Here is a 16,168-nt window from a genome sequence, read left to right as displayed (position 1 = left end):
CCTGCGGCGTCAGGCAGAATTGGGGAGTCGAAGGGGCAGCTTGCCACCTGCCACGACCCATCTAGGCCGCTACTTCACCATTGGAGCATCCCGTGAGCGACAACAGCATCACTATCCCCGCCGATTTGCTGCCCAAGGACGGCCGCTTCGGCGCCGGGCCCTCCAAGGTCCGCCCGGAGCAGATCGAGGCCCTCTCCGCCGCCTCGACGACGATCCTCGGCACCTCCCACCGCCAGGCACCCGTCAAGAACCTGGTGGGCTCCGTCCGCGAGGGACTGAGCCAGTTCTTCCGTGCACCCGAGGGCTACGAGGTGATCCTCGGCGTCGGAGGCTCCACCGCGTTCTGGGACGTCGCCAGCTTCGGCCTGGTCGATAAGAAGGCCCAGCACCTCTCCTTCGGTGAGTTCGGTTCCAAGTTCGCTTCGGCAACCAACAAGGCACCTTTCCTTGAAGCATCGTCCATCATCAAGTCCGAGCCTGGTACCCGGCCGGTGTCCCAGGCCGAAGCAGGCGTGGACGTCTACGCATGGCCGCAGAACGAAACGTCGACGGGCGTGGCCGCGCCGGTCAAGCGGGTTCAAGGCAGCGACGACGGTGCGCTGGTCCTGGTGGATGCGACGTCCGCAGCCGGCGGCCTGGATGTCGATGTTGCCGAAGCTGACGTCTACTACTTCGCCCCGCAAAAGAACTTTGCGTCCGACGGCGGCCTGTGGCTCGGCCTCTTCTCCCCCGCCGCACTGGAGCGCGCCGCCCGCATCAAGGCAAGCGGACGCTGGATCCCCGATTTCCTCGATCTGCAGACGGCTATCGACAACTCGAAGCTCAACCAGACCTACAACACGCCGTCCCTGTCCACCTTGGTGACGTTGGACGCCCAGGTCCAGTGGCTGAACAAGAATGGCGGCCTGGACTTCGCTTCCGGACGCACCGCGGACTCCGCAGGCCGGATCTACGACTGGGCAGAGGCCTCCGAGTACGCCACCCCGTTCGTCGCGAACGCCGAGGACCGCTCCAATGTCATTGCCACGATCGATTTCGACGACTCGATCGATGCCGCAGCCATCGCCAAGGTGCTGCGCGCCAACGGGATCGTGGACACGGAGCCGTACCGCAAGCTGGGCCGCAACCAACTGCGCATCGCCACCTTCGTTGCCATCGAGCCGGACGACGTCACTGCATTGCTCGCCAGCATCGACTTCGTGGTGGGCGAACTGAAGAAGTAAGGAACTGCCGCGTTCGCGCGGTCAGGACGGGTCGGCGTCGTCCGGGAGGGGATCCCGGGCGGCGCTGGCCTCTTTAACCGCATTGTCCCTTTTAAAGGCATGGGCTGGACCGGCGCCTTGGGACTCAATGCGGAAAAACCGCATCCCGCGGGCGCTGCTATCGAAACGGAGCCGCAGCTGGCGGGCCCGGATGATCCACACGATGCCGACGACGGCGGTGCTGGCGCCCGCGACGGCGGCGACTCCCACCGCCCATCGGGGTCCGGCCACGTTGGACACCCAGCCGACGAACGGTGCGCCGATGGGCGTCCCACCCATGAAGATGGCCATGTAGAGTGCCATGACCCTGCCGCGCATGACAGGTTCCGTGGTGGACTGCACGTAGCCGTTGGCGCTCGTGATCATGGTCAGGGCAAACAGTCCGCAAGGAATCAGCGCCAAGGCGAACATGGTGTAGTTCGGCGCCAGGGCAGCCAGTCCGCTCGCAAGGCCGAATCCGCCCGCCGCCGCGAAGATGAGTCGCATCCGTGGCCTCCCGCGCCGGGCGGAAAGCAATGCTCCTGCGACGGAGCCGATCGCCATGACCGAGTTGAGCAGCCCGAATGCCCCCGCGTCCATGCCGAACTCCGTGCCGACCATGGCCGCGATGAAGAGGACGAAGTTCAGTCCGAACGTGCCCATGATGAAAATCGCGACGAGGACAACCACGATGTCCGGGCGGTTGCGGACATAGCGAAGCCCCTCACGGATGCGGCCCTTGCCAGCGGCGGCCCGGGGTTGGACGCGTAAGGAGGCGAGGGGGATGGCCCGGATCGCGCCAAGCATTGCGAGGAAGGTCAGGGTATTGATCATGAATACCCAGCCCGGCCCCACCGCGACCGTCAGCGCGCCGGCCACGGCGGGACCGATCATGCGGGCAACGTTGAAGGATGCGCTGTTTAACGCCACGGCGTTGGAAAGATAGTCGTCCTTGACCAGCTCGGACACGAACGTCTGGCGAACAGGGGCGTCGAGTGCCGAGACGACGCCAAGCAAGAGCGCGAACACGTAGACATGCCACAACTGCGCTGCACCGCTCAGGACCAGGAGTCCCAAGCCAGTGCTCAGCACCGCCATGGCCGATTGGGTCATGACCAGGAGCCTGCGCCGGCTGTAGCGGTCGGCAAGCAGTCCGGCCCACGGGGCCAGGAAAAGCTGCGGACCCAGTTGCAGGGCCAAGGTCACGCCCATCGCACCGGCATCATGGTCGCTCAGATGGGCGAAGACCAGCCAGTCCTGGGCCGTCCGCTGCATCCACGTGCCGACATTGGAAATGAGGGCACCAATGAACCAAATGCGGTAGTTAAGGACACCCAGCGATTTGAAAGTGGACATCAGTTTCCACCTTCACGAAATTCGCTGGCCGGGTCCGCCAAGGGCTAGTCGGCCTCGATGTCGTCGGCGTCGTCGTTCTCTTGTCCGTCACCGGAGGCGGCGACGTCCTCACCGGAGGGGTCGCCGTCGTCATCCGAGTCAACGGGGAAGCCGGCTTCCTCCGCGAACTCTTCGGCGGCGATAGCCTCGTCCTCCGGACGGACGCGCTTTGCCCAAGGCACCCATTCAGGAGCGAGGATGGAGTCCTCCGACGGCAGCAGGCCAAGTTCGCTGACCGTGACCACCTTGGAGCGCGAGTTGCGGGTCACGACGGCGTACCACTGCCACCCGCCGTAGCCGGCAAGCCGCGATTCGAACAAGTGCGTGACCACGCGTTCGCCCTCGGAGCGCGCGGCAATGTGCGGTCCGATTTCGGCCGGCTTGGCAATGGTCTCCACCGCGTTGCGGGCGACGTCGACGGCGGCCGCCAGGAAAGCGTCCGGCTTGCCGACGCGCCACACAGGAAGGCCGGTGCGGGGTTTCGCCGTTGATGTCATGGCAGGTTTAGGCTTCCAGCTCGTCGGCAACCTTGCGCAGGGCTGCGGCGATGGCCTTGCCCTTGGCGCCTTCAGGGTACTTGCCGGCGGACAACGTGCCAGAGAGGTTGTCCAGGACAGAGACGAGGTCCTGGACTACCGGAGCGAGCTCGCGGGCGTTCATGCGCTTGGCTTTGGCGATGGATGGCAACTTGTCCAGCACGCGCAGGCCCAGCGCCTGGGCGCCGCGGCGACCGTCGGCGACGCCGAACTCAACCCGGGTGCCCGCCTTGAGATCCGCGACGCCTTCAGGCAGTGCGGATTTGGGCAGAAATACTTCCTGGCCGTCCTCTGCTGCGAGGAATCCGAAGCCTTTTTCCTTGTCATACCACTTGACCTTGCCGGTGGGCACGTAATCAACCTTCTTCGTTCTTACTTGCGAGACACGGCCGGCGCGCCACCGCATCCGCAGGAAACTGCGGGAATAGGGGTAACTGCCTGGACCGTGTTGGTCTGTTGCTTCAAGGTTATCCTGCCCGGCCGCGGATTCGCGCTTTGAGGCCCCCACAGGCAGGTCCTGCCGCCTTTTGTCCGCCACCGGACTTCACGCCGGCCCGCAACAGGGGATGCGGCCCGGGACTGTTAGCGTTGCTTCCATGATTCCCCACGACTTCCGCCGCCTGCTCACCATCGTTGCCGCAGTCGTCGCAGTCCTTTCCCTGGCGGCCGTAGCCGCCGTCATGGCCGTCGCTTTCGCCAACGGAGTGGCACCGGTCTGGGTCACGTCCACGGCTCTCTACGGGCTGCCGCTCGCCTTCATTTTGATGGCAGCGTTGGTAGTTGACTCTGTGTGGGCACGGCGTCGTCAATGAGCAGCCGGAAAGCCCGACGGCGGACCCGGCTGGCTGTAACGTTGAATTGATGTCCCTTATTCGCGCGCTCAGCAAGGAACTGGAAGCGCGCAGCGATGATTCGCTGCGGGCCCTGTTTGCCGCGCGGCCGGACCTCATCTCCCCCGTGGTCCCGGACTTCGCTGCGCTCGCGGCGCGGGCAAGTGCCCGGGTCAGCGTGCAGCGCGCCCTGGAACGGCTCAACAAACCGGAGATGCAAGTACTAGAGACGCTCCACTTGTGCACCAACACCGACACTGGCCACAGCGTCTCGGCGGTGGGACTGAAGAAGTGCATCAACGGCGCCACCCTCGCCGCGCTCGAGCCGATCTTGAACAAGCTCCAGGAACTGGCCCTCATCCACCGGGCCGATCCGCCGGCCACGGTGCACAATCCGGGCCGGCAGCGTTTCTACTTGCCGGTGGGCAGCCTCAAGGACGTCATCGGCATCTACCCGGCGGGTCTGGGCCGCAGCTACACCGAGTTGGTCCGGCTGCAACCGGCTTTCGCCCAGCGCGTGGTGCATCTCGTTGCCGAACTCCATCAGAGCGGTGCCAATATACTGGCCGCGACGACGCCCATGGACGCGGCGCTCGCGCTGCAACGTTGGACATCGACGCCGGAGAACCTTCAGCACATCCTGTCCGAGGCACCTGTACGGACACGTCCCCTTTTGAACAAGTTCGGCAACTGGGCCATGGGCGCTGTTCCCCAGGCCCAGCGCAAGGCTTCCGTGCTCCATGAAGGCCGCGACGTCGGTCCCGTGGACTGGCTCTTGGCCCGCGGTTTGCTTGTCCCCTTGGACGCCGGCCACGTTGAGCTCCCACACAGCGTCGGCCTGTCCCTGCGCGGTGGCGCGATCGTGGACCACTTCACGTTGAAGCCTCCCGTACCGGAGCTGGGCCAGACGAGTGCTGCCCTGCGCCGGAATGCCGCCATGGGTGCCATCGCCGAAGTACTCCGTTTGGTGGGTGAACTCCTGTACGCGGTCCGCGAGCAGCCGGTGGTTACCCTGCGCAGCGGAGGGGTGGGCGTGCGTGAACTCAAACGCCTGGCCGACAGCCTCCGCCTGGGGTTGTCCGAGACTGCTCTGATCCTCGAGCTCAGCGCCTTGTCCGGGTTGCTGCGGCTCGATGTGGACAGTTCCACCTGGGTGCAACCGCCATCCGTGGAGTGGCTCACGCTCCCTCGGCAGGAACAGTGGCTCTGGCTGGTCAACGCCTGGCTCGCGAGCGAGCGCGCTCCTTCCCTCGTGGGACAAACCCTCCCCGGGCCTGCCACCACGGCACCCCGATCCGGCTCTCCGGCAAGTTCCATCAACGCCCTGTCCGCCGAGGCTCAACGCCCCGACGCCCCGCTGGTCCGCAAACGGATCCTGGAGATCCTCGAAGAGCTCACCCTCGAAGTAGAAGCACCGGACGGCAAGGCTCCTGTGCTCAACGCCGAAGCCGTCATGGAACGCGCGGAATGGGCCCAGCCCCGGATGTCTCGACGGTTCAGCTCCCTTGTCCGGGGCATCCTGCACGAAGCCGAACTCCTGGGGCTCATGGGCTCCGGCGCCCTGACCCAGCTTGGTTCGGCGATCGCCACCGAACAGCCCGAGCTGGCCCTCAGTATCCTCGGCGAACACCTGCCCGCGGCCGTCAACCATGTCCTGCTCCAAGCCGACCTGACCGCCGTCGCACCGGGGTACCTGGCACCTGAACTGAGCGAAAAACTGCTTTTGATTGCCGATGCTGAAGGCCAAGGCCCGGCCACGATCTTCCGCTTCTCCGCAGATTCGATCCGCCGCGCGCTGGACTCCGGCCAGGACGCGGAAACCATCCTCGCGTTCCTGCGCACCCACTCCGCCACCGATGTTCCCCAACCGCTCCGCTACTTGATCAAGGACATCGCCTCCAGGCACGGCCGGCTGCGGGTCGCCAGCAGCCCCAGTTTCATCCAAAGCGACGACGAGGCCGCCATCGCCGAGCTCGTCCGGGAGCCGGGGGCCGCAAGCCTGGGGCTTGTCCGGATCGCCCCCACAGTACTGACCTCCAGCGCGAGCCCCCGCGAAACCGCGAGGGTGCTGCGCGAGCTGGGACTCTCGCCCGCCGTGCAGGAGGCCGAGACCGCCGTCGTGCGCTATAAGAGGACGACGGCGGTGGCCGGGGGCGTCCGCCCCGTTTACACCGCGCCCCGGATTGCACCGCCGGACGACGACGTCGACGCCCAGCTCGCGGTGCTGAGGCACCATCGCGCCGTCCATGGCGAATCGACCGGCGAGGCGGCAACGCAACTGGGACTCGAAACCCTGCAGAGGGCCATCCGGTTGAAGCAAGCGGTCATCATGAACGTGGTGGACGGCTTGGGGAATTCCAATACCGAAACTGTTGTTCCGGTATCGGTGTCGGGAGGACGCGTCAGGGTGTTCGACGCCGCCAGGGACACCGAGAGAGTCTTGTCCATCCATCGCATCATCGATGTGGAGCCCGCGGGCGATCCGCACAAGTGAGGAAGCAATAGTGAGCGACGGTCCACTGATCGTACAGAGCGACAAAACCATCCTGCTGGAAGTCGACCACGAGCTCGCTACCGAGGCACGGCATGCGATTGCGGCGTTCGCCGAGCTGGAGCGCGCCCCTGAACACGTCCATAGCTACCGGCTCACCCCACTGGGCCTGTGGAATGCGCGCGCCGCAGGCCTGGACGCCGAAAAAGTCCTCGACACGCTCTTGCGCTACTCCCGCTTCCCGGTGCCGCACTCGTTGCTGATCGACATCGAAGAGACGATGTCCCGCTACGGCCGGTTGCGCCTGGAAAAGGATCCGCAGCACGGATTGGTCATGCGCACCACCGACTACCCCGTACTCGAGGAAGTCATCCGGGCCAAGAAAATCGCCCCCTTGCTGGGGCCAAGGATCGACGGCGAAACCGTGGTGGTGCACTCCTCCCAGCGGGGACAGCTCAAGCAATTGCTGCTCAAGCTCGGATGGCCGGCCGAGGACCTCGCCGGCTACGTTGACGGCACTCCGCATCTGATCGCCCTGAACGAGGACGGCTGGCACCTGCGGCCATACCAGAAGCTCGCCACGGAGAACTTCTGGGCGGGCGGCAGCGGCGTCGTGGTGCTGCCCTGTGGCGCGGGCAAGACCTTGGTGGGGGCTGCAGCCATGGCTACCAGCTCCACCACCACGCTGATCCTGGTGACCAACACGGTCGCCGCCCGGCAATGGAAGGACGAACTCCTCAAACGCACATCGCTGACGGAGGAGGAGATCGGCGAGTATTCGGGTGCGGTCAAGGAAGTCCGGCCCGTCACGATCGCCACCTACCAGGTCCTGACCACGAAACGCGGGGGGCTTTACCCACACCTGGAGCTCGTGGACGGGCACGACTGGGGACTCATCATCTACGATGAGGTCCATCTCCTGCCGGCTCCGATCTTCCGGATGACGGCGGACCTGCAGGCGCGGCGTCGCCTGGGACTCACTGCGACACTTGTGCGTGAGGATGGTCGTGAGGGTGAGGTCTTCAGTTTGATCGGCCCCAAGCGCTACGACGCACCGTGGAAAGATATCGAAGCCCAGGGCTACATTGCGCCGGCGGACTGCGTGGAGGTCCGGGTGGACCTGCCCCGGGACGAGCGCGTGGCCTACGCGATGGCTGAGGATGCGGACAAGTACCGGCTCTGCGCGACGTCGGAGACCAAGACCCACTTGGTGGAGCAGCTCGTGGCCCTGCACCAGGGCGAGCAGCTGCTGGTGATCGGCCAGTACATCGACCAGTTGGATGAGATCGGCGAGCGTTTGGACGCTCCGGTGATCAAGGGCGATACCACGGTGAAGGTGCGGCAGAAGCTGTTCGATGCCTTCCGCGCCGGTGACATCAAGACCCTCGTGGTGTCCAAAGTGGCCAACTTCTCGATCGACCTGCCCGAGGCATCCGTGGCGATCCAGGTATCGGGATCTTTCGGTTCCCGCCAGGAAGAAGCACAACGCTTGGGGCGTTTGCTTCGCCCCAAGCAGGACGGCCGTGCGGCACGCTTCTATTCCTTGGTGGCCAGGGACACCCTCGACCAGGATTTTGCAGCCAAACGGCAGCGCTTCCTCGCCGAACAGGGGTACGCCTACCGGATCATGGACGCCAAGGACGTACCCGCCGGGTAGGTGCTGGTCAATTTAAGGGCTAGGCAACCAGCTGTTGCGTGCGCTCCTGGTGCTCCGCCGCTTCCAGCACGACGACGTCGACGACAGCCCAGGAGTCCTCGTCTTTGAGCTGCGCATCGGCAAAGCGTTCGGCGACGGAGCGGTCGCTAAACTCCTCGTGCTCGATGCGTTCAGAGAGCGTGTCCAGGTAGCTGACATGGAATTCGACGTTTTGAACTTCAACGCGTGATTCTTGTGTGTTTTCCATGGCTCCAGTGTGAAACGGGGCTCCGACAATTTAGGACTGTGCCCGCGGCGTGTTGGCTTTTGGGCTGCTTGCTAGGCCCTGCGCAGCACTGTTAGGCCCTGCGCAGCACTTCCGCGGCGGTGCTCCGGACCGCCTCAGTCACGGCGTCCAGGATACGCGACGGTGTCCGCCACCGTTGCCAGTACAAAGGCACGTCCAAGGGCTGCGCGGGCGCGAGTTCCACCAAGTCTCCATCGGCTATCTCCCGGCCGCATTGAGGTTCAGGCAGCAGTCCCCACCCGAGCCCCAAGCGGATGGCCTCGGCAAACTCCTGGCTGGACGGAACATAGTGGCGCGGGCCTGCCACCTCCATCCCACGCCCAGCACCACCCAGGAGTTCCAGGAAACGGTGCTGGTACTCATCCTTGCGGTCGAAGTCCACGGCCGGAGCCGCGCGCAGCGAGGCGACATCGACGCCGTCGGGAGCCCACCGCGCCCTGAATTCCGGAGTGGTGACGGCACGGTACCGCATGCTCCCCAGCGGCTCCACCCGGCAGCCCTGCACCGGCTCGGGAGTCGCGGTCACGGCGGCCATCACCGTCCCGGCGCGCAGCATGGACGTTGAATACTGCTCGTCGTCCCGGTGAAGATCGAAGACGGCGTTCAGCTCCGCCGGGATCCTGGTAAGGGCCTTGAGGAACCAGACGGACAAGGAATCCGCGTTGACCACGATCGGAACCGAGACCATCGGCGATTCGCCCGGCAGGCCCAGTTCCAGTTCGGCGTCGGCCTCCAACTGGGCGAGCTGTCGCGCCAGCCTGAGCACAACATGTCCCGACTCCGTGGCCTGGACCGGATTGCTGCGCTGCAGCAATACCCTGCCGGATGCTTGTTCAAGCGCCTTGAGGCGTTGGGAGACCGCCGACGGCGTGATATTCAGTGATCGGGCAGCGGCGTCGAGCGTACCTTCCGCGAGCACGGCGGCGAAGGTGTGCAGCTGTTCGGACGAGAATCTGGCCATAAGATGATCTTACGATGCCTAAGAATATTTAGCTGGACTAATGTCAGCGACAAAACCTAGCCTCGAAGTATGAACTCCCCCGATTTCTTCCACGCTGCCGGCTTGGGCCTCGGCACAGGCCTGGCCCTCATTGTTGCCATTGGCGCCCAAAATGCCTTCGTCCTCCGGCAGGGAATCCGCGGCGAACATATCGGAGCAATCGTTGCAGTGTGCGCCGTCTCGGACGCCGTGCTCATCGCGGCCGGGGTACTCGGCACAGGCGCCCTACTCACCGCGGCGCCTGCCGCCGTCGTCGTTCTCCGCTATGTCGGGGCGGCATTCCTGGTGACGTACGGCGTGATGGCGGCACGGCGGATCCTCAAACCGCAAGCACTCGTGTCTGCGGAGCCCGGGCCTTCGGGTTCCGGTCGAAGCGGACTGGCGGCAGCGCTGGCAACTGTCATGGCACTGACGTGGCTCAACCCCCATGTCTACCTGGACACTGTCTTGCTCCTGGGATCCGTGGCGAACGCGCAAGGGCCCGGGCTGCAGTGGTGGTTCGGCGCCGGAGCCATGCTGGGCAGCATTCTCTGGTTCTGTTCACTCGGGTTCGGGGCGAAATTGTTGCGCGGCTTCTTTGCGCGGCCGGCGTCCTGGCGGATCCTCGACGGAGGGATTGCCGTCACCATGGTGGGACTCGGCGCCGGGCTCGCTCTCGGGAGTTAACCCGGGCCCACAACCACGACACCCCGATAATTCTCACAACAAGCATCCAGTCAACTCCCAGAAACTGGGAGCATCATGAATGGTATGAAAAAGAACGGCCCCGAAGCCAAGCTCCTCGTCGTCGACGACGAACCCAACATCCGTGAGCTGCTCTCCACCTCGCTGCGTTTTGCTGGCTTCGAGGTCGTTGCGGCGTCGAACGGCCGCGAAGCGCTCGCTGCCGCCGATCTTCACGCCCCGGACCTCGCTGTCCTGGATGTCATGCTCCCTGATATGGATGGGTTCACTGTCACCCGCCGGCTCCGTGCCGCCGGAAAGCACTTCCCTGTCCTGTTCCTGACGGCCAAGGACGACACGGAAGACAAGGTCACGGGCCTGACCGTGGGCGGCGACGACTACGTCACCAAGCCCTTCAGCCTTGATGAAGTGGTGGCCCGGATCCGCGCGGTGCTTCGCCGCACGCAGCCGATGGAAGACGACGACGCCGTCATCCGCGTCGATGACCTTGAGCTCGACGACGACGCGCACGAGGTCCGCCGCGGCGGCACCATCATCGAGCTGTCGCCCACCGAGTTCAAGCTGCTCCGCTACCTCATGCTGAACCCCAACCGGGTGCTTTCCAAGGCGCAGATCCTGGACCACGTCTGGGAATACGACTTCAACGGCGACGCCTCGATCGTGGAGTCCTACATCTCCTATCTCAGGCGCAAAGTGGACATTGACCCGGATGCCACTGCCTTGATCCAGACCAAACGCGGCGTCGGTTACGTACTGCGGACGGCCGAGAAGCGCTGACCTTGTTCAACCGTTGGAAATCGGCCTCCCTCAGGTCGCAGCTGGTCGCCATCATCATGGGGCTGCTGCTCCTTGCCTTGGCCGCCACGGGCGCCGGGACGCTGACGCTTGTCAAGAGCTACCTCCAAGGGCAAGTGGATGACAAGCTCAAGGCTGCCGTCCAGATCGCCCAGCAACAGCAATCTTTCGCCAACCTGTCCGAGGCGGGCCCTGCCGTGCCCACGGACTATTCCCTGACGCTCTACGTCCAGGGCCAGCCGCCGTATCCGTTCGGCGGCAGCAAGACGGATCGGCCGAGCATCGCCACCATCAGCCCGGTTGAAGCCAAGAACCGCAATTACGCGCCCTTCCAGGTGAACGGCACGGCCGGCGGCGATTGGCGTGTGGTGGCGGTCAACGTCGTGGACAACCGGACAGGGCAAAACGCTGTAGTAATCGTCGGGCTGCCCCTGTCCCCCGTGGACAAAGTCATGGAACACGCCACGCTCGTAGTGGTCGGCGTCGGACTCTTGACCCTGGTGCTCGCGTTCTTCATTGCGACGTGGACTGTCGCACGTTCCTTCCGTCCCCTCTCCCGCGTTGAAAAGACGGCAGCTGCCATCGCGGCCGGTGATCTCTCACGCCGCGTGGAGGTCGAAAACCCGGTCACCGAAGTCGGTCGCTTGGGGGCTTCCCTCAACGCGATGCTCGCCCACATCGAGTCGTCCTTCGCGGCCCGGGCGGCTTCCGAGGCGAGAATGCGGCGATTCGCCGCCGACGCCTCGCACGAACTGCGGACCCCCTTGGTCACCATTCGCGGTTTCTCCGAGCTCTACCGCCACGGCGCCCTTGCCTCGCCGGAAGACGTGGGCACCGCCATGGGCAGGATAGAGAGCGAAGCCAAGCGCATGGGATCCATGGTGGAAGACCTGCTGTTGCTTGCCCGCCTGGACGAACAACGGCCATTGCAGCTCAAACCGGTGGATCTGCACCTGCTGGCGAACGACGCCGTCGTGGACTCACTCGCAACGTCCGGCGGGCGGAAGATTTCGCTCACGGGGCTCGACGGCGGAGCGGCAGCGCCTGCCCCGGTCCAGGGTGACGAGGCCAAGCTTCGTCAAGTTCTCGGAAACCTGGTGGGCAACGCCCTGAGATACACCCCCGAAGGAACGCCGATCGAGCTCGCCGTCGGGGTGCGGAACACGCCCGCCGGTCCCCTATCCGTTCTCGAGGTGCGGGACCACGGCAGCGGCATTCCGGCCGAGGAACTGCCTCGGATCTTCGAGCGCTTTTACCGGGCGGACACTTCACGTACGCGGGAGACGGGCGGCAGCGGGCTCGGTCTCGCGATTGTCGCTGCAATTGTAGGGTCCCACGGCGGTACCGTCAGGGTCGAAGAGACCGACGGAGGCGGGGCCACGCTCGTTGTCAGCCTCCCCTTCCAGGACAACATGTCCGAGGTACCTGAAGATGCGGATATCGCCGAGGCGGAGATCTCGGACTAGCAGTTTTCTACGCTGGGCGGCTTGATTCAGCGAGTTGTCCACATAGGGCGATTCGGCTCTGCCTGCGCCATGTGACGGCTTCTAGGCTCGTGGTGTGGACCACAAGCCAGCCGCACCCGCGGACCCCTTTAGTTGAAAGGCAACGCCCTATGAGCGTTATCTCCGTCGATACCGAGCTGCTCCAGCTCAAGTCCGCCAACGTCAAGGCCACCGTTGATCGCATCAGCGCCGACGTCCAAGCGATGAAACGCGGTCTGGACGAGCTCCAAGCCACGTGGAAGGGATCAGCGGCCAACAATTTCCAGGCCCTCGTCTCCGAGTGGACGTTGACCCAGAACAAGGTGGAGGCCTCACTCGCATCCATCAACCTGGCACTGTCCTCCGCCGCGGCAAGCTACCTCCAGACCGAGCAAGGCAACACCCAGCGGTTCAGCTACTAAGAACGGCTGGGAGATCCCGGCGGGCGGCTAATCCACCTTCCCGCCGGGATCCAGTTGTTTTCAAGGGTCCGGTTGCTTTGCGGGGTTCGCTTGCTTCTGCCCCGTTACTTCTCCGGCGTCGACTGGTGGAAGCGCAACCGCCAGCGGCCGTCGTCGAGCAACCAGATCGAGCTCCGCAATGCCGAGCCGGTTCGCCCATAACTTCTGTAATGGAGCAGCATGGCGTTGCCGGAGATGCGCTCTGCGGAAATTATCTCAACCTCCGCGGTTTCGCCTGGATCGCCCTCCAACGCCATCATGAGCTCGTCGCGGGACCACACACGTCCGGAGCTGCCGATCTCGGTGAAGTCCGGGTGGAGCAGGATCCCCGTACGCCCAAGGTCTCCCCTGACGTCGGGCCTCAGGAGCTCCTTCTCAAGAAGAATGACCGTTTCCGCGTCGGAGCGCCCCGCAGCCTGGCCAAGGACCACATCTTCGTCGTCACCGGCGAATAAAGTGGGCTCGATGAACGCCCCCTCTTCCGCGAACGCCGCCGGTGAGTTAGGCAAGGAGCGCCCGCTCAACAGATCCTGCCCCCCGAACAATGTGAGGTCCTCATCCGGGGCGTCGTCGTGGTCGTCGTCGAAAAGCGAGGGCGCCTCCACGGGAGCGGTTCTGACTGACGGCGTGCGGGCTGCTGGCGCGTGAGCAAAGGACCGCGCAGCCTCGGCAGCGCCCGGATAGCCCGGACCGCTAGGAGCAGCTATTCCTTGCTGGAACGCCGTGGCGACCGCACGGGCGCGATCGTCGGCGGCCTCGTTGAGGTCGTGGCCGGCGTGGCCCTTGACCCACTCGAACGTGTACTTGCGGCCGACAATGGCTTGGTCGATGTCCTTGAGGAGATCGACGTTCAAGACGGGCTTTCCGTCAGCTTTGCGCCAGCCCTTGCGCTTCCATCCCGGCATCCACTTGGTGATGCAGTTGATGACGTATTGGCTGTCGCAGAGAATCTTCAGCTCTTCATCGGGCACGTGTGCCGTGGACCGGAAGAGGTCAAGCACCGCCATGAGCTCGCCCTGGTTGTTGGTTCCGTGCGGCCAACCGCCGGCCCTCCAGCAAGAGTCGTTCACGTACCAGGCCCAGCCGGCAGGCCCGGGATTGCCGAGGGCAGAACCATCGGCGGCAGCAATAATCGTCATGGTTTCCATCCTGCCAGACCGCCCCGACACTCCCGGACCCATAAAGGTGAGCGAGCGCCCGGCCAAAACCCCACATAGGTGAGCGAGCGCCCGGCCAAAACCCCACATAGGTGAGCGAGCGCCCGGCCAAAACCCCACATAGGTGAGCGAGCGTCGGGCCAAAACCCGACATAGGTGAGCGAGCGTCGTTAAACGGCGACGACGGCCCCCACCTGAAGCGGGGACCGTCGTCGAGCGTGTGGCTAGTGAGCCGGCGTGGGGGCTTAGAAGCCGCCCATGCCGCCCATGTCGTCGCCGCCACCCATAGACGGAGCGTTCTTCTCCGGCTTGTCGGCAACAACGGCCTCGGTGGTCAGGAACAGACCAGCGATGGAGGCAGCGTTCTGGAGAGCCGAGCGGGTGACCTTTACGGGGTCGTTGACGCCGGCGGCCAGCAGGTCCTCGTAAACGCCGGTTGCCGCGTTCAGGCCGTGGCCCGACGGCAGGCCGCGGACCTTGTCGATGACAACGCCCGGCTCGAGGCCAGCGTTGTAAGCGATCTGCTTGAGCGGAGCGTCGATGGCAACGCGGACGATGTTGGCGCCCGTTGCTTCGTCGCCTTCGAGCTGCAGGTTGGCGAATGCCTTGGCACCGGCCTGGATGAGGGCAACGCCACCACCGGCGACGATGCCTTCTTCGACGGCAGCCTTCGCGTTGCGGACTGCGTCCTCAATGCGGTGCTTGCGCTCCTTGAGCTCTACCTCGGTTGCGGCACCGGCCTTGATGACTGCAACGCCGCCGGCCAGCTTGGCCAGGCGCTCCTGCAGCTTCTCGCGGTCGTAGTCGGAATCGGAGTTCTCGATCTCGGCACGGATCTGCGCCACGCGGCCGGCGATGGCGTCGGCGTCGCCGGCACCTTCGACGATGGTGGTCTCGTCCTTGGTGACAACAACCTTGCGGGCGTTGCCGAGCAGTTCGAGGGTTGCGTTCTCGAGGCTGAGGCCGACCTCGGAGGAGATGACCTGGCCACCGGTGAGGATGGCGATGTCGGCGAGCTGTGCCTTGCGGCGGTCACCGAAGCCCGGAGCCTTGACGGCAACGGACTTGAAGGTGCCACGGATCTTGTTGACGATCAGGGTGGCCAGGGCCTCGCCCTCGATGTCTTCGGCGATGATCAGCAGCGGCTTGTTCGACTGCATGACCTTCTCCAGGACCGCAACGAGTTCCTTCACGTTGGAGATCTTGGAGTTGACGATCAGGATGTACGGGTCCTCGAGGACCGTTTCCTGGCGCTCTGCGTCGGTGACGAAGTAAGCGGAGATGTAACCCTTGTCGAAGCGCATGCCTTCGGTGAGCTCAAGCTCCAGGCCGAAGGTGTTGGACTCCTCGACCGTGATGACGCCTTCCTTGCCGACCTTGTCCAGGGCTTCAGCAATGAGGTTACCGATTTCGGTGTCGCCGGCAGAGATGGAAGCCGTGGCTGCGATCTCTTCCTTGGTCTCGATCTCCTTGGCGGAGGCGAGCAGCTCGCGGATGACGGCTTCAACAGCCTTCTCGATGCCGCGCTTGAGGGACAGCGGATCGGCGCCGGCAGCTACGTTGCGCAGGCCTTCCTTGACGAGGGCCTGGGCCAGGACAGTAGCGGTGGTGGTGCCGTCGCCAGCGACGTCGTCCGTCTTCTTGGCAACTTCCTTGACCAGCTCGGCGCCGATCTTCTCGTAAGGATCGTCCAGCTCGATCTCCTTGGCGATGGAAACACCATCGTTGGTGATCGTGGGGGCGCCCCACTTCTTTTCGAGGACGACGTTGCGTCCACGCGGGCCGAGGGTGACCTTGACGGCGTCGGCGAGGATGTTCAGACCCCGCTCGAGACCGCGGCGTGCCTCTTCATCAAATGCAATGATCTTGGCCATAACGGCGGTAGTCCTTTCGGGACAGTCGTTAAGAAGGTGCCTTCACTGCGGTGCCCGCGACGGACGATCCTTTACATTCGGCCTCTGTACGCCGCGTGCTCCGGACCTCACCCCAGGAAGGCTTTCTTTGTTCTCCCAGGCACCGCCACCGTTTCCAAACGGCCGGAGCCGCGAAGAATTAGCAGTCAGCGCTTGAGAGTGCTAATCAATAATTAGCACTCACCCGAGGAGAGTGCAAGCAGCAAGAGCTGGAAACTACTCGCCACGCCAAGGGAAT

General features: G+C 64.5%; 15 protein-coding genes. 8 read left to right on the top strand and 7 right to left on the bottom strand.

The window, feature by feature from the left end; translation table 11 throughout:
- Positions 1–92: 92 nt before the first annotated feature.
- Positions 93–1,223: a phosphoserine transaminase gene (gene serC, locus LFT47_RS04480; protein WP_236815681.1), complete on the top strand. Its 1,131-nt coding sequence runs from the start codon at positions 93–95 to the stop codon at positions 1,221–1,223.
- 21 nt (positions 1,224–1,244) lie between these two features.
- On the opposite strand, the gene LFT47_RS04475 is transcribed toward serC, so the two are convergent.
- The 3 genes from LFT47_RS04475 to LFT47_RS04465 are packed head-to-tail and all read right to left on the bottom strand — an operon-like array spanning position 1,245 to position 3,524.
- On the bottom strand, positions 1,245–2,597 hold the full coding sequence (locus LFT47_RS04475; RefSeq protein ID WP_236815680.1) for an MFS transporter: 1,353 nt from the start codon (positions 2,595–2,597) through the stop codon (positions 1,245–1,247).
- 44 nt (positions 2,598–2,641) lie between these two features.
- Positions 2,642–3,133, bottom strand: coding sequence for a DUF3027 domain-containing protein (locus LFT47_RS04470; protein WP_236815678.1), 492 nt, complete (start codon positions 3,131–3,133; stop codon positions 2,642–2,644).
- Between the two features lie 7 nt (positions 3,134–3,140).
- Positions 3,141–3,524 carry a cold-shock protein gene (locus tag LFT47_RS04465; RefSeq protein ID WP_059388199.1) on the bottom strand — a complete coding sequence of 128 codons (384 nt, stop codon included), beginning with the start codon at positions 3,522–3,524 and terminating at the stop codon, positions 3,141–3,143.
- A 244-nt stretch (positions 3,525–3,768) separates the two neighbouring features.
- On the opposite strand from LFT47_RS04465, the gene LFT47_RS04460 reads away from it, so the two are divergent.
- From LFT47_RS04460 to LFT47_RS04450, 3 genes are read left to right on the top strand one after another with little or no spacing between them, the layout of a single operon-like run.
- Entirely contained in the window at positions 3,769–3,984 is a 216-nt protein-coding gene (locus LFT47_RS04460; RefSeq protein ID WP_236815676.1) for a hypothetical protein, read from the top strand.
- A 49-nt stretch (positions 3,985–4,033) separates the two neighbouring features.
- Complete coding sequence (locus tag LFT47_RS04455) at positions 4,034–6,496, top strand: helicase-associated domain-containing protein (RefSeq protein WP_236815674.1); 2,463 nt, start codon at positions 4,034–4,036, stop codon at positions 6,494–6,496.
- Positions 6,497–6,506: 10 nt separating this feature from the next.
- The gene (locus LFT47_RS04450; RefSeq protein WP_184737874.1) at positions 6,507–8,150 is read left to right on the top strand and encodes a DNA repair helicase XPB; all 1,644 of its coding nucleotides are present in this window, start codon (positions 6,507–6,509) and stop codon (positions 8,148–8,150) included.
- 19 nt (positions 8,151–8,169) lie between these two features.
- On the opposite strand, the gene LFT47_RS04445 is transcribed toward LFT47_RS04450, so the two are convergent.
- Together LFT47_RS04445 and LFT47_RS04440 are read right to left on the bottom strand one after the other, a co-directional pair.
- Positions 8,170–8,397 (bottom strand): hypothetical protein, encoded by a 228-nt coding sequence (locus LFT47_RS04445; RefSeq protein WP_236815672.1) that lies wholly within the window; start codon positions 8,395–8,397, stop codon positions 8,170–8,172.
- Between the two features lie 91 nt (positions 8,398–8,488).
- A complete protein-coding gene (locus tag LFT47_RS04440) occupies positions 8,489–9,397 on the bottom strand; it encodes a LysR family transcriptional regulator ArgP (protein ID WP_236815670.1) in 909 nt (302 codons plus the stop codon).
- A gap of 69 nt (positions 9,398–9,466) precedes the next feature.
- Between LFT47_RS04440 and LFT47_RS04435 the strand changes: the two genes are divergently transcribed.
- The 4 genes from LFT47_RS04435 (at position 9,467) to LFT47_RS04420 (ending at position 12,821) form a co-directional block, all read left to right on the top strand.
- On the top strand, positions 9,467–10,102 hold the full coding sequence (locus LFT47_RS04435; protein WP_236815668.1) for a LysE/ArgO family amino acid transporter: 636 nt from the start codon (positions 9,467–9,469) through the stop codon (positions 10,100–10,102).
- Positions 10,103–10,186: 84 nt separating this feature from the next.
- Positions 10,187–10,897, top strand: a complete 711-nt coding sequence (locus tag LFT47_RS04430) for a response regulator transcription factor (RefSeq protein WP_059388206.1) — start codon at positions 10,187–10,189, stop codon at positions 10,895–10,897.
- A 2-nt stretch (positions 10,898–10,899) separates the two neighbouring features.
- On the top strand, positions 10,900–12,381 hold the full coding sequence (locus LFT47_RS04425) for a sensor histidine kinase (RefSeq protein ID WP_236815666.1): 1,482 nt from the start codon (positions 10,900–10,902) through the stop codon (positions 12,379–12,381).
- 149 nt (positions 12,382–12,530) lie between these two features.
- The gene (locus tag LFT47_RS04420) at positions 12,531–12,821 is read left to right on the top strand and encodes a WXG100 family type VII secretion target (RefSeq protein WP_059388207.1); all 291 of its coding nucleotides are present in this window, start codon (positions 12,531–12,533) and stop codon (positions 12,819–12,821) included.
- A gap of 104 nt (positions 12,822–12,925) precedes the next feature.
- Here LFT47_RS04420 and LFT47_RS04415 read toward each other — a convergent pair whose 3' ends face one another.
- Positions 12,926–13,999 carry a ribonuclease HI family protein gene (locus LFT47_RS04415; RefSeq protein WP_236815665.1) on the bottom strand — a complete coding sequence of 358 codons (1,074 nt, stop codon included), beginning with the start codon at positions 13,997–13,999 and terminating at the stop codon, positions 12,926–12,928.
- A 263-nt stretch (positions 14,000–14,262) separates the two neighbouring features.
- A complete protein-coding gene (gene groL, locus LFT47_RS04410; RefSeq protein WP_236815662.1) occupies positions 14,263–15,891 on the bottom strand; it encodes a chaperonin GroEL in 1,629 nt (542 codons plus the stop codon).
- Positions 15,892–16,168 lie beyond the last annotated feature (277 nt).

The sequence above is a fragment of the Arthrobacter sp. FW306-2-2C-D06B genome (assembly GCF_021789175.1).
In the GTDB taxonomy this organism is placed as follows: Bacteria; Actinomycetota; Actinomycetes; order Actinomycetales; family Micrococcaceae; genus Arthrobacter.
Note: the sequence above shows the minus strand (reverse complement) of the source record. Positions and strands in the feature narration are given on the sequence as shown.

What these genes read in the sequence shown, in the direction of transcription:
- LFT47_RS04475 (WP_236815680.1), bottom strand. Translation starts at nt 2,597, where the DNA reads ATGTCCACTTTCAAATCGCTGGGTGTCCTTAACTACCGCATTTGGTTC.
- LFT47_RS04470 (WP_236815678.1), bottom strand. Translation starts at nt 3,133, where the DNA reads ATGACATCAACGGCGAAACCCCGCACCGGCCTTCCTGTGTGGCGCGTC.
- LFT47_RS04460 (WP_236815676.1), top strand. Translation starts at nt 3,769, where the DNA reads ATGATTCCCCACGACTTCCGCCGCCTGCTCACCATCGTTGCCGCAGTC.
- LFT47_RS04455 (WP_236815674.1), top strand. Translation starts at nt 4,034, where the DNA reads ATGTCCCTTATTCGCGCGCTCAGCAAGGAACTGGAAGCGCGCAGCGAT.
- LFT47_RS04445 (WP_236815672.1), bottom strand. Translation starts at nt 8,397, where the DNA reads ATGGAAAACACACAAGAATCACGCGTTGAAGTTCAAAACGTCGAATTC.
- LFT47_RS04440 (WP_236815670.1), bottom strand. Translation starts at nt 9,397, where the DNA reads ATGGCCAGATTCTCGTCCGAACAGCTGCACACCTTCGCCGCCGTGCTC.
- LFT47_RS04435 (WP_236815668.1), top strand. Translation starts at nt 9,467, where the DNA reads ATGAACTCCCCCGATTTCTTCCACGCTGCCGGCTTGGGCCTCGGCACA.
- LFT47_RS04430 (WP_059388206.1), top strand. Translation starts at nt 10,187, where the DNA reads ATGAAAAAGAACGGCCCCGAAGCCAAGCTCCTCGTCGTCGACGACGAA.
- LFT47_RS04420 (WP_059388207.1), top strand. Translation starts at nt 12,531, where the DNA reads ATGAGCGTTATCTCCGTCGATACCGAGCTGCTCCAGCTCAAGTCCGCC.
- LFT47_RS04415 (WP_236815665.1), bottom strand. Translation starts at nt 13,999, where the DNA reads ATGACGATTATTGCTGCCGCCGATGGTTCTGCCCTCGGCAATCCCGGG.
- groL (WP_236815662.1), bottom strand. Translation starts at nt 15,891, where the DNA reads ATGGCCAAGATCATTGCATTTGATGAAGAGGCACGCCGCGGTCTCGAG.